The organism is Algoriphagus formosus (genome assembly GCF_002807035.1).
Lineage (GTDB): Bacteria > Bacteroidota > Bacteroidia > Cytophagales > Cyclobacteriaceae > Algoriphagus > Algoriphagus formosus.
Genome location: NZ_NIUC01000003.1, coordinates 126,307 through 139,474 on the forward strand (window position 1 = coordinate 126,307; position 13,168 = coordinate 139,474).

The 13,168-nt window shown below is 38.8% G+C and carries 13 protein-coding genes; all 13 read left to right on the forward strand.

Annotation, left to right across the window (positions count from 1 at the left end; translation table 11 throughout):
* Positions 1 to 5 precede the first annotated feature (5 nt).
* The 13 genes from pseB (at position 6) to CDH51_RS16045 (ending at position 13,168) form a co-directional block, all read left to right on the forward strand.
* A complete protein-coding gene (gene pseB, locus CDH51_RS15985) occupies positions 6 to 1,019 on the forward strand; it encodes a UDP-N-acetylglucosamine 4,6-dehydratase (inverting) (RefSeq protein WP_100629556.1) in 1,014 nt (337 codons plus the stop codon).
* Positions 1,016 to 2,224, forward strand: a complete 1,209-nt coding sequence (pseC, locus tag CDH51_RS15990) for a UDP-4-amino-4,6-dideoxy-N-acetyl-beta-L-altrosamine transaminase (protein WP_100629557.1) — start codon at positions 1,016 to 1,018, stop codon at positions 2,222 to 2,224. Before pseB ends, pseC begins: the two co-directional genes overlap by 4 nt.
* On the forward strand, positions 2,205 to 2,894 hold the full coding sequence (gene pseF / locus CDH51_RS15995) for a pseudaminic acid cytidylyltransferase (RefSeq protein ID WP_232724840.1): 690 nt from the start codon (positions 2,205 to 2,207) through the stop codon (positions 2,892 to 2,894). The genes pseC and pseF overlap by 20 nt, the downstream gene beginning before the upstream one ends.
* Positions 2,891 to 3,703 (forward strand): HpcH/HpaI aldolase/citrate lyase family protein, encoded by an 813-nt coding sequence (locus CDH51_RS16000; protein WP_100629559.1) that lies wholly within the window; start codon positions 2,891 to 2,893, stop codon positions 3,701 to 3,703. Before pseF ends, CDH51_RS16000 begins: the two co-directional genes overlap by 4 nt.
* Positions 3,690 to 4,151 (forward strand): MaoC family dehydratase, encoded by a 462-nt coding sequence (locus tag CDH51_RS16005; RefSeq protein WP_100629560.1) that lies wholly within the window; start codon positions 3,690 to 3,692, stop codon positions 4,149 to 4,151. Before CDH51_RS16000 ends, CDH51_RS16005 begins: the two co-directional genes overlap by 14 nt.
* Positions 4,148 to 5,050, forward strand: coding sequence for an HpcH/HpaI aldolase/citrate lyase family protein (locus CDH51_RS16010; RefSeq protein ID WP_100629561.1), 903 nt, complete (start codon positions 4,148 to 4,150; stop codon positions 5,048 to 5,050). Before CDH51_RS16005 ends, CDH51_RS16010 begins: the two co-directional genes overlap by 4 nt.
* Positions 5,047 to 5,706: a PglD-related sugar-binding protein gene (locus CDH51_RS16015; protein WP_157807132.1), complete on the forward strand. Its 660-nt coding sequence runs from the start codon at positions 5,047 to 5,049 to the stop codon at positions 5,704 to 5,706. Before CDH51_RS16010 ends, CDH51_RS16015 begins: the two co-directional genes overlap by 4 nt.
* A 65-nt stretch (positions 5,707 to 5,771) precedes the next feature.
* Positions 5,772 to 6,698, forward strand: coding sequence for a glycosyltransferase (locus CDH51_RS16020; RefSeq protein WP_157807133.1), 927 nt, complete (start codon positions 5,772 to 5,774; stop codon positions 6,696 to 6,698).
* Positions 6,688 to 7,686 carry a pseudaminic acid synthase gene (gene pseI, locus CDH51_RS16025; RefSeq protein WP_100629564.1) on the forward strand — a complete coding sequence of 333 codons (999 nt, stop codon included), beginning with the start codon at positions 6,688 to 6,690 and terminating at the stop codon, positions 7,684 to 7,686. Before CDH51_RS16020 ends, pseI begins: the two co-directional genes overlap by 11 nt.
* Positions 7,687 to 7,714: 28 nt before the next feature.
* Positions 7,715 to 8,797 (forward strand): DegT/DnrJ/EryC1/StrS family aminotransferase, encoded by a 1,083-nt coding sequence (locus tag CDH51_RS16030; RefSeq protein ID WP_100629565.1) that lies wholly within the window; start codon positions 7,715 to 7,717, stop codon positions 8,795 to 8,797.
* Positions 8,798 to 10,822, forward strand: a complete 2,025-nt coding sequence (locus CDH51_RS16035; protein ID WP_100629566.1) for an NAD-dependent epimerase/dehydratase family protein — start codon at positions 8,798 to 8,800, stop codon at positions 10,820 to 10,822.
* Positions 10,819 to 12,288 carry a DUF354 domain-containing protein gene (locus CDH51_RS16040; protein ID WP_100629567.1) on the forward strand — a complete coding sequence of 490 codons (1,470 nt, stop codon included), beginning with the start codon at positions 10,819 to 10,821 and terminating at the stop codon, positions 12,286 to 12,288. The genes CDH51_RS16035 and CDH51_RS16040 overlap by 4 nt, the downstream gene beginning before the upstream one ends.
* A gap of 10 nt (positions 12,289 to 12,298) precedes the next feature.
* Complete coding sequence (locus CDH51_RS16045) at positions 12,299 to 13,168, forward strand: glycosyltransferase (RefSeq protein WP_100629568.1); 870 nt, start codon at positions 12,299 to 12,301, stop codon at positions 13,166 to 13,168.

Below are 13,168 nucleotides of genomic sequence, written 5' to 3' on the forward strand. Positions count from 1 at the left end.
ATCAAATGCTAACAGGAAAATCTATATTAATTACCGGGGGTACTGGCTCTCTAGGAAAAGCGCTTACTGAACATATTCTAAAGAAATATCCTGATGTGAGAAAACTGATTATTTTTTCTAGGGATGAACAAAAACAGTATCAAATGTCCCTTGAATATCCAAATGAGGAATATCGACAGATACGATTTTTTATTGGGGATGTTCGAGACAAGGACAGGCTCAAAAGAGCCCTGAAGGATGTAGACTACGTCATTCATGCTGCTGCCATGAAGCATGTTCACATCGCCGAATATAATCCAGAGGAATGTGTAAAAACCAATATTGACGGTGCAAGGAATGTAATAGATGCCTGCTTGGAAACTAATGTGGAGCGTGTGGTAGCATTATCTACCGACAAAGCTTGTGCTCCGATTAACCTTTATGGAGCAACAAAATTGGCATCCGACAAGCTTTTCGTAGCTGCTAATAATATTAAGGGTTGGAACCCTATTCGATTTAGTGTGGTAAGGTATGGTAATGTGATGGGTTCCAATGGTTCTGTTATTCCATTTTTTCTCAATAAAAAGAAGGAAGGGGTACTTCCTATTACAGATCCAAAGATGACTCGATTTAATATTTCTCTGGAAGGTGGTGTGGAAATGGTCATGCATGCTCTAGAACATGCTTGGGGAGGCGAAATTTTCGTTCCTAAAATCCCTTCTTACAGAATAACTGATGTGGCCGAGGCGATTGGTCCAGAGTGTGAGCAGCAAATAGTAGGGATCCGGCCAGGCGAAAAAGTACACGAGGAGATGATAACACCCTCTGACTCATTTTATACTTATGATCTGGGAAAGTATTTCACGATTCTACCGAATACTCCGAAATGGAATGTGAATGACTTTATTCAGAAATTTGGAGCAAAGAAAGTCCCAGAAGGATTTGCGTATAACTCAGAAACCAATTCGGACTGGGAAAGTGTCCAAAGCTTAAGAGCATTAATCAAGCAACATGTAGATCCAAATTTCGGCATTCAATGAATAAAATTCCATACGGAAGACAACACATCACAGAGGATGATATTCAGGCGGTAGTAGATACTCTGAAATCTGACTACCTCACCCAAGGTCCAAGAATCGCTGAATTTGAGCAAGCTTTTGCAGACTATGTAGGTGCAAAGTACGCAGTAGCTGTGTCAAATGGTACGGCTGCCTTACATCTGAATGCTATCGCTTTGAATGTTAAACCAGGCGATAAGGTGATCACGACCCCCATTACATTTGTAGCTTCTGCTAATTGTGTAAAGTATTGTGGAGGGGAGGTGATCTTTGCGGATATAGAACCTGGCACTTATCTTCTTGATATTCGAGAAGTTAGGAGGATTCTCGAGGCTGATATCCATAGAGAGATTAAAGGGATAATTCCAGTTAATTTTGCTGGCAGAGTAGTCGATATGCAAGCATTTCGGCAATTAGCTGATGAATTTGGTTGTTGGATTATTGAGGATGCCTGTCACTCACCTGGAGGCTTTTTTTTGGATAGTGATCAAAAACAAGTGATGTCAGGGTCTGGTCAATATGCAGATTTAGCTATTTTTTCTTTCCATCCGGTCAAGCATATCGCAGCAGGGGAAGGAGGAATGATAACCACCAACGATGAAAAGCTTTACAAAAAGCTATTGATGCTCCGCACCCATGGGATTACCCGCGATGAAAATTTATTTGAAAACTCTTTAGAGTTTGCAAGTGGTAAATCGAACAATGAACAACGAACAACGAGCCTTTCCTATCCTGACTGGTATATGGAAATGCAAGAACTTGGCTTTAATTACCGACTGACAGATTTTCAGGCAGCTTTGGGATTGAGCCAGTTGAACAGAGCGGAAGAAGGACTTGAAAGAAGAAGAGAAATTGCTAAAAACTATCATGAGGCATTTAAAAATAAGTCCTTTATCAAAGGGCAATCAGGGCTGATTGAAGGGCATGCCTATCATTTATATATTCTGGAAGTTGACGATAGAATTGGATTATTTAACTACCTCAGGGAAAATAAAATTTTTGCTCAAATACATTACATCCCAGCACATCTCATGCCCTATTATAGACAGTTTGGCTGGAAGGAAGGAGACCTGCCAAATGCTGAAAAGTACTACAGTCAATGCATAAGTATTCCGATGTTTCCCTCACTCTCGGATGAAGAGCAACGTTTTGTGATGGATAAAATTGATGATTTTTATAATGGGTGATCTTTGTATCATTCCAGCTAGAGGAGGAAGTAAGCGGATTCCCAGAAAAAACATCCGTGAATTCCTAGGAAAACCAATCATAGCATACAGTATTCAGACCGCCTTAGATTCAGGATTGTTCGATGAGGTAATGGTGTCTACCGATGATCTGGAGATTGCCAAAGTTGCAGAAGATTTTGGGGCCACTGTTCCTTTTTTAAGAAGTAGGGAAAAATCAGATGACTTTTCCCCATTGGCAGAAGTGGTAGAAGAAGTCCTTGAAACATATTTGTCCGCTGGTAGAACTTTTGAATTCATATGCTGTCTTCTTCCTACATCTCCATTGACTCAGAATTCAGATTTGCTAGATGCTCGCCGATTACTAGAGAGTTCTAATTTCGATAGTGTAAGGCCAATAGTTCCTTTCTCCTATCCTATTCAGCGTGCATTTCGAATGACAGAAGGCGGCGAGGTAGATTTTTTCTTCTCAGAATTTTCAAACCATCGTTCCCAGGATCTTGAGAAAGCATATCATGATGCCGGACAGTTTTATTGGTTCAAGGCTCAATCTGGAATGAAAAAAGGCAAAAGAGGAGCAATAGTTATTTCAGAAAAATATGCTCAGGATATTGATACCCTTGAGGACTGGGAAATGGCTGAATGGAAATTTAAAAATTTAAGGCGAATATGAGGTCTTTCTTTTTCATTCCAGCGGGTAATAAAAAGATTTTATCAAAAGCTTCCGCCATCCCTGCTTCTGATATAGTGATTGATCTCGAGGATGCCTTGGGTAATACTCCCATAGTAGATGCAATCCAAAACCTGAAGGACTATTCAATCACGGATAATTGGTGGGCGAGAATTCCTTCTTCCATCAGAAAAGAGCACCTTAAAGAGCTGCATACTATAGGATTTAGTAAGTATTTGCTTGCAAAAATTGAATCAAGAGACCAAATAGATGGGTTTATTTCCAATTCAACCAATATCGCCGTCAAAAATTTATCATTATTGGTGCTCTGCGAAAGCCCGCTTGCTATTGTAAACCTCAGGGAAATAGCCTCTCATCCTGAAGTAGAGGGATTGGGTTTTGGGAGTCATGATTACTGCCAAGCTGTAGGAATGAGGCATAATTTAGAAAATGTGAATTGGGCTAGACAAAGTGTTTTGAACTATTCGAAAGCATTTCAAAAGTTTGTAATTGATATTGCTTCCATGAATATTGATGATAAAAATTCCTTTGCTGCTGAGTGTGTAGACGGGAAGGATAAAGGTTTTGATGGGAAGTTTTTGATTCATCCCTGGCAGTTGGATTTATTCCAACAGCATTGGAAATTCAATGACGCTGACTTAAAGTTTGCTCTAAAGGTCAAAGAATACATGAATGAAATAGGTGGTGTTCAAAATTTCTCTGTGGCAAATATTGATGGAAAAGTTGTTGAATTACCCCATTTGGATAGGATAGACTTAATTTTAAAATCAAGTAACTATGGAGGCCTCTAAGCTTGGCAGTTTTTTCGAAAGTTTTCACGTAGGGGATGTAATAGAGCATTCTCTATCCAAAACCATTTTCGAGAGTGATAATAACCTTTTCAGTTTATTGACGATGAACCATCACCCGGTTCATCTCAATGCAGATTACGCATCCAAGCAAATTCATGGGAAAATTCTTGTCGTGGGCACCTTGGTATTTAGCTTAGTAGTGGGAATTACAGTACCGGATATCAGTGGTAAAGCGATAGCAAATCTAAACTATGAGTCGGTGAATCATCTTCATCCCGTTTTTATAGGTGATACAATTTATGCCAAAACCGTGATCCTCGAAAAAAGAGAATCCAAATCCCGAAAGGACTCAGGTCTAATCAAAGTAGAAACGACCGGCTTTAATCAAGATGGAACAGATGTCTTGAAATTTACTAGAACTGTTTTGGTAAAAAAGGCTCAATCATGAAGGATTTTATTCAAGCCCATTTGATGAGAAGTTTGATGTTTGTTCCAGCGCATCGGGAAAAGTTACTGGAAAGTGCCATCAATCGATCTGCGGACGTGCTTTTGTTGGATTTAGAAGATTCTGTCCAACCAGCTGAAAACAAGGTCATCGCCAGAAAAAACATCAAGAAGTGGGTTTCTGAAGGAAAATTTACCGACTTTTTGGTTTTTCCCCGAGTCAATGACCGCGAAAGTGGTGAGTTACTTCGAGATGCTTATGAATTGACAATAGAAGGAATTCATGGTTTCATGTATCCCAAATCAAAAAAAGGAGAAGATGTTTATTTTTTTGATAAGCTACTGGAGACTATTGAATACGAAAAAGGTATCCCGGTGGGTACTTTCAAGATTATTCCACTGATAGAAACAGCTGCTGCCGTTCTCAATGCGCAGGAGATTTGCCAGGCTTCAGATCGGGTAGTTGCCATTGCATATGGCTGTGAAGACTTTATTGCAGATTTAGGAGGGATCCATGATGAAGAAGGCCAAAGTCTATTTACTCCAAGGGCTCTTATTGCTATGGCAGCTAAGGCACATGGTATCGTTCCAATCGATACGGTACATATTAATGTGCATGACTTGGAAGAACTTGAGCAAAACCTAAGAGTAGCAAGGAACTTGGGTTTTGAAGGAATGATGGTCTTAAATCCGAAAGAGCTTGAGTTGGTTCATCGATATTTTTCTCCTTCTGCCAAAGAGATAAAAGATGCTGAAGAGATGCTGGAGCTGGCAGATCAGGCTAAAAGTCAAGGAAACGGGGTGGCCATGATCAATGGGAAATTTATCGGGCCACCAATGATCATAGCTGCACAAAAGGTCTTAAAGAAAAAAATGCTCATCGAAAAGAAAAACTCAAGGTGAAAAAACTAATAATTATCGGGGGATTTGGAAACGGAACTGTTGTCCAGTCAACAGTCGAAGATATTAATGAAAAAAATCCAACTTGGAATTTACTTGGCTTCCTGAATGATCGAGAAACAGACCCAATCAATGGCTATCCAGTTCTTGGTAAAATAGACGCTGAAACGGTTTCCAGGTTTTTGAAAGATCCAGATGTGTATTTTTTCTATTCTTTGATTTCGGTAAAGCTCAATTATAAATTTCTCGGAAAGCTTCATGATCTTCAGATTCCTCAGCATCGCTTTGCTACATTAATTCATCCAACCGCAGTCATATCTAAATACGCTAAAATTGGTCACGGAACATGTATTCAGCCTTTCGTGTCAGTAGGTCCAAATACCCATATTGGAAATCACGTGCAGATATTTGCCCAAGCTCTTGTGGGACACGGAGCGCGATTAGATGATTATAGTTATGTAGCAAATAATGCTTGCATAGGAGCGGATGTACATTTGAAGGAAGGGGCATATTTAGGAACAAATGCTACTACTCTAGAGTTTGTGTCTTTAGGTAAGTGGTCTGTGACGGGAATCGGTACAGTAGTGCTGAAAGATGTTCCAGATTACGCAAAAATGGTCGGAAATCCGGCTCGGCAGATTGGGAGTGTAGCTGAATGAAAATTCTTTTTAGGGTAGATGCAGGAGAGGGGATAGGTCTAGGGCATTTTGCAAGATCGGTATCATTGGCAAATGAGCTGAAGCACAAAGGTCATCTTATTGATTTTGTGTGTAAAGAATCAAATTTTTGGAAGGAAAAAATTGATTCTGGTTTTCCTTATCCTGTATCAGTTCTCCATAAAGGAAACAATGAAATTAATTTTTTGAAGGGTGGAAGCTACGATCTATTGTATGTTGATGGAAACATAAACTATAGCTTACAAGAATCCGAAGGGATAAAAAAATACGTTCCTATTTGCATGTACCAAAATCTATCTGATGCTAAGGTTTTTGCTGACGTTTATATTTTACCTTCCATTCACCAGAATAGTAGTTTTTTCCAAGACTTTGAGAACTCAACCAAGGTCTTTCAAGGGCTTTCATATTTTACCTTTAATGAGTCACTTTATTCTCTTAAGCCCATTGAGGTTTGCTCAGAAATAACCAAGATAGGAGTAGTAACCGGAGGAAGTGACCCTAGAAATATTTTGTCTGGTGTATATAAATTGGTAAAAAACCTTGAAAGTTTAGATGGTATAAAGTTTGATTTTTTTGTAGGGGAAAGCTATTTACATAAAGGGAGCATGCCCAAATCAAGTGTGTATCGAAGATTTATTCCTTTTGATTACCGCACCATTACTACTTGTGATCTTGTGATTTGTGCTTTTGGTGTTTCTACATACGAAATGATGGCCTTGGGAATCCCTATTATTTCGGTAGGTCATCAGCAAAGTACTTCAGAAGCAGCCCAATACCTTGCCGACCAAACGGAATCAATCCTTCATTTGGGGCTATATGATCAATTGAGCAAAGCATCGCTTCAATCAGCAATTGATAAAATGCGCAAGGAGGAGGTTAGAAAATTTTACAGCAAAAAAGCACGAGGTGTGGTGGATCTAAAAGGAGTAAGTCGAGTGGCAGATATTATAGAAAGCAACTTCAATGCAAAATAAAACCTATATCATAGCTGAGCTATCGGCGAATCACAACAATGATTTTGATCTTGCAGTCAAGACCATTGAAGCAATGGCAAGTTCAGGAGCTGATGCCGTAAAAATCCAAACATATACTGCTGATTCGCTGACTTTAAATGTGAAGAATGAATATTTCGGACCTTTGAAGCAAGGGCTTTGGCAAGGTCGTACGCCCTATGAATTGTTTCAAGAGGCAAGTATGCCCTATGATTGGCAGCCCAAACTGAAACAAGTTGCTGAATCCCTAGGCCTTGATTTTTTTAGTTCTCCTTTTGACCGTGAAGGAGTTGACTTTTTGGAAAATGAAGTAAAAGTAGGAAGGTATAAAATTGCTTCTTTGGAGATCTCAGATATTCCATTGATTAGTTATACTGCTTCTAAAGGTAAGCCAATGATTATCTCTACTGGAGTTGCCGAACTTGCAGATATTGAGCTTGCTGTTAAAGCCTGTAGGGATGAAGGAAATGAGGATATTACATTATTGAAATGCACCTCAGAATATCCTGCCCCTTTTGAAATGGCTAATTTGAGAACTATTCCCAATCTCCGAGAGACTTTTGGTGTGAAAGTTGGTGTATCGGATCATACTATGGGAAGTACAGTTCCCGTTGTGGCAGTAGCACTTGGTGCTGAAGTTGTTGAAAAGCATTTTATTCTTGATCGCTCCCTAGGGGGACCGGATTCTGCATTTTCAATGGAACCAGAGGAATTTGCGTTCATGGTTCAGTCAGTTCGAGAAGCTGAGGCCGCATTAGGAAAGGTGAGTTATAAAATCAGCGAAAAAAGTAAAATAAGGAGAAGATCCCTTTTTGTGACAGCAGACATCAAAAAGGGCGAAAAATTCACAGAAAGTAATATTCGAAGTATTCGACCTGGGTACGGTTTGCACCCGAAGCATTTTCATGAAGTTTTAGGAACTCAAGCTACCAGGGATTTCAAAAAAGGTGAGCCTTTAACCCTGTCGTGATTTTAATTTTGGTAGATATCAGAATCTTATGATACCAGTAACAAAACCATTTTTGCCTCCTCAGGAAGTCTATGACTCCTATCTGAAAGGTATTTGGAAAAGGCAATGGCTTACAAATATGGGGCCTTTGGCCAGCGAATTAGAGATTCGAATTAGAGAGCGAGAAAATTTAAAATATGCATTATTCGTTACCAACGGAACCATTGCCCTTCAGATTGCTATCAAAGCTTTAGGATTAAAGGGGGAGATTATTACCACACCTTTTTCATTTGTAGCAACCACCAGTAGTATTGTTTGGGAAGGCTGTAAGCCGGTTTTCGTAGATATTGATCCGGATTCATTGAATATTGATCCAGATAAGATCGAGGCAGCCATCAATGAAAATACCACTGCGATTCTAGCCACTCATGTCTATGGTAACCCTTGTGATGTGGAGAGAATTGAAAAAATTGCTCAACGACATAACTTGAAAGTAATTTATGATGGGGCTCATGCATTTGGTGTGAAGATCAATGGTAAGTCAATATTTGATTACGGGGATATTTCGGTTTGTAGCCTTCATGCAACAAAACTTTACCATTCTATTGAAGGAGGATTGATTTTTACCAAAGATCCCAAGCTGGTAAAAAAAATGGAGCGAATGAGAAATTTTGGTTTTGATGGACCATCTAATTTTTCCGAATTGGGAATCAATGGAAAGAACTCGGAATTTCATGCTGCAATGGGTTTGGCAAATTTAGACTTCTTCGACTCAATCCTTGAGCAGCGTACTATGCTTTCGGATCGTTATCGTCAAAAATTGAAGGGTCTGAAAATTAAATATCCCAAATGGCATGAAAATGCTTCCAATAATGCATCCTATTTTCCTGTCGTTTTCGATTCGGAGGAGACCATGCTCAAATGCGCCAATCAATTGAAACTGCGCGAAATATTTACGAGAAGGTATTTCTATCCCTCCCTATCCAGTATTTTACCATATTTAGAAAATTCTGAAATGCCTATTACAGAAGAAACAGCCAAAAGGGTTCTTTGCCTTCCCCTGTATTTTGACTTGGCTATTGAGGAGGTTGATTTGATTTGCAGAATAATTTTAAGAGCACACGAAAATTAAATGATTAATAGCAATAGCAAGCAATATACTATTGGAATAAGCTGTATAGGAAGTGGCGTAGGGGAGTCAGTAATCAATTCATGTAGACTTTCTAATCTTCCACTCAAAACAGTAGGCTTGGGGACAAACCCATTTGCCTACGGTGCCTATGCATGCGATGCAATGGATTATACCCCTACGATTTATGCTGCAGATTTTGTCGATGAACTGATAAAAAAATGTATTGAGCATAAGATTGATTTTCTCATCCCTGGGAGAGATGATGAGGCTCATATTTACTCTCAAAATAAAACTAAATTTGAGAAGTGGGGTATCGAAATTCTCGCTGCCTCTGAAGACATGATTGCCTTATGCAGGGATAAAGAACGGATGAGTTTGGAGTTAAACCCAATCGCAGACGTTTTTGTAAAGTGTTTTCAGAAAGAAACAGTACTAGATGCCATAGCTAAAGGGGAAGTGAGCTTTCCATTGATTGCTAAGCCTAGAAGTGGCTTCGCCTCGAAAGGGGTAGAAATAATCCAAAGCGAAGCAGATTTTCATCTAGTTACCGAAAATCATATCCTTCAGGAGTTGGCTGTTCCGGTAGAAAGAGATCCAAACTATAATTTCTTCATTTCTGAAATTTCAAAAAATAGAAACCCTCAAGTTGCAGAAATTTCTATTCAATTGGTCATTGGTAAAGATGGGGAGCTACTTGGAAAGATGGCTACTTATAATAAGCTAAGTAACGGAATCCCAATTGAAATTTTGCCTTATGAAGACCCTTTGATTTGGGAGACGGTGGACCGGTTGCTTCCCGAGTTTCTTAATCGCGGTTTGGTAGGTCCTCTGAATATTCAGGGAAGAATGACAAAAAGAGGCCTTAAAGTTTTTGAAATGAATCCTCGTTTTACCGGAATCACGGGTTTACGAGCTTTAATGGGCTTTAATGAGGTCGAAGCTTGTATAAAAAGCTGGCTTAATATACATTCGAATGTTTATCTTAAAATCAACAATAACCGTTTTGGGATACGACAGACTTCTGATAAAATACTCTCGTTTGATAGAAATGATCTTGCTAAGTCACTCGCCCAACAAGTCAATCCACGTATATTTCCATTGACTAAGACGGTACTAGTTACGGGAGCCTCTGGATATTTGGGAAGAAGCTTGGTAGAAGAATTACATTCCAACCAAGACGTACGGGTAATTGCTATGGGAAGAAATGCCGAAAAGCTAGAGAAGTTATTTAGAAAGTCTGGAATTGAGTTTTATGATTATTCGTCTCTCTTTAATGGCGAATTCTCGGTAGGAAAGATAGACATTGTAATCCATTCGGCATTTGCAAGACCTCACTGTACTGACACTGAAATAGCAGAAAGCTTGGATTTTACATCCAACCTATTTACTTGCTTTGCACGACATCAGATTCCGTATATCATTAATTTATCCTCTCAGAGTGTTTATGGTCAGACTCTTACACCATTATGGAAGGAATCTGACCCTGTAGCCCCCACTATGCCCTATTCGCAGGCTAAATATGCATCTGAATTAATGTTAAAATCAATTTCTAAGTTGTACCCGCATATTACGACCACCTCTTTAAGATTAGCCGCGATATCGGGTGGGAAAAAGGGATTAGTTCCGGTCGATTTTCTCTCAAAGTTGGTTTTAAAGGCGGTGAAAGGCGAAAATCTTGTAATTGTTGGAGGAAAGCAAGAGCTGGAAATTATGGACGTGCGTGATGCCGTCAGATATATTGTCTGCTTCACTGAGCAAATAAATCCTTCATCGGAAGCAGTTTACAATTTGGGTGCAAATGGCATTTACAATATAATGGACATCGCTAAAATGGTTAAACGTGTAGTTGAAGATATGTCTAATCAGACAGTTGTTGAATTGGAGTTGAAACCCTCAGAAACTGATTTGAAATTTGGAATGGACTCTTCACGAATTGAACGTAAATTGGGCATATCTCCTGAATATAACCTTGAATCTACAGTAAGGTCTCTGGTTTCATTTTTTAATTCAAATCAGCAAAAATGAAAGTCTTAATTTTTGAAAGTTGGCATGAAGCTCCTCAGTTGGAAACAAGTCTGGAGTTGGCGGAAGAGTATGCAGAAAACGGTCATGAAGTTTATTATGTTCATATAGGAGGAATACTCCCTTATGTAGAATGGTACAATGGAATCAGCAAGGGGATTTCCAATATTTTGTATCGTAAAAGTGTTCAACATAAAATTAATTTAGCCCGAAAATTAATAAATTCTCAAATCCAAGTAGAGACTGATTCCATGCTTTCTCCTGAAGAAATAGAATCGTTAAATGAGGAATTGACATTCAAGAATCTGGAGGAGCTAAAAGCATATGTATGGCAGGGGATTGATGTTGGGTTAGCAGCTGCCTCTTCGCATATATCGGTCACCAATGATCTTTATCCGGATACCTTATTACATAAAGAGGTAATCAATCGAATCATTCATTCCTCTAAGATTGTTGCTACATCCTTTAAAAAATGGATGGATAAGGTTGCTCCGGATCTGGTGCTTTTCAGAAATGGGAGAGTAGCTACTTATCGTCCAATCCTTCGTATTTGTCAAAGGGAGAAACAACAATTTTTGGTTCATGACCGGGCATGTGACAAATTCCATTATTCTCTTGGCCCAACCTATAGACATGATTGGGAAATGAGGAAAGATGAATTGGAGGAAAACTGGGAAAAGTCAGTTCTTCCTTTAAGTACAAAACAAAAAATTGGCCGCGATTTTTTTGAAGAAAGAAAAGTAAGGAAAAATGATTCGTTTACGGTATTTGCCAAAGACCAAAAGGTAGGCATGTTGCCAAGTTCTTGGAATAAGGATAACTTCAATGTGGTTTATTTCAATTCTAGTATTTCAGAATATGCGGCCGTGGGAGATGAGGTAAACCCACATGTTCTTTTTGATTCACAGGAGGATTCATTGGTTGAAATAGCACGTCATCTTTCCAACAGACCCAATACTAAATTATACCTGCGGCTTCATCCAAATCTGATTAATCAAAGTAGACAAGAGAAAGAATTATGGTATAATCTTGAGTCGGAGCAGATAAATGTTATCAAGCCAGATTCTCCTATTGATACGTATGCACTCATAGAGCAAGCCGATTTGGTGATATGCTATCTATCCACGGTGGGTGTAGAAGCGGCTTACTGTGGCACTCCTACCATTTCGCTAAGCCATTCTTTGTATTCAAGGTTAGATGTTGTTTATCAGCCTGCTACAAAGGAAGAATTGTTTGAGTTGCTGGATGCTGAAAATTTGCCCGCCAAACCAAATGAAAGATGTCTTGAATATGGGTTTTATATGAAAACTCATGGAATAAAACATAAGTATTTCCATGCACTCACTCATCAAAGTGGAAGATACAAAGGAGTTGATTTGCAGAAACTTGATTTTAAACAGACAAAAAGAAAGTTAATCAGTCCATTGGAGGAAATTTATAGAAAGTTTATCAAAATGAATAAAAACTAATAGCCAACTAATGAAAGTGAATCCAAGTGGCTCCTCTGAGGTACTTTTGAGTATATGTTGCCTTACTTATAATCATGCAAATTTTATTGAGCAGGCTATAGAGGGATTTTTAGCCCAGAAAACAGACTTTTTGTACGAAGTTCTTATCCACGATGATGCCTCCACAGATGGGACTACTTCAATAATACAAAGTTATCAATCTCGGTATCCTGAAATTATCAAGCCGATAATCCAGAAGGAAAATCAATGGTCTAAAGGTCTCCGTGCAGTTTCCGCCACTTACAATTTTCCAAGGGCACAAGGAAAGTATATTGCCATGTGTGAAGGGGATGATTTTTGGACAGACCCATACAAATTACAGAAGCAGGTGGATTTCTTGGAGAATAATCCTGACTATGTAGCTTGTGTTCATGGCGCTCATTTTTTTAATGAGTCATTGAATTCTAGAGTCGAATCAAAATTTGAAAAAGTTAAAGAGGATTTTGATCTTGATCTTTTCAAAATTTTTCATGAATCGGGTGGAGTTTATCCTTCTTGTTCCATTGTGATGCGAAATACTCCGCCTTTTTACCCAAAAGACTTGTTGATATTCCCTTCAGGTGATTTGACTTTAATTATATTCTTAAAGTTGAAAGGGAAAATACGTTTCATGAAGGGGCTATGGGCTACTTACCGTATTCATCCTAATGGGGTATATCAAGGTGAAAACCGAAGTATTAAGAATATTATAAAAAACAGGTACCTTATTCAGGAATATTATTCCAATCTTTCCAAAAAACTTCCAAAAAGCAGTACTCGAAGACTTCTTTTTATTTTCAAAGTGAAGAATTACCTGAGCATCATGTATTTGAAGATGAAAGGTCTAGTAAAACCAACTTGA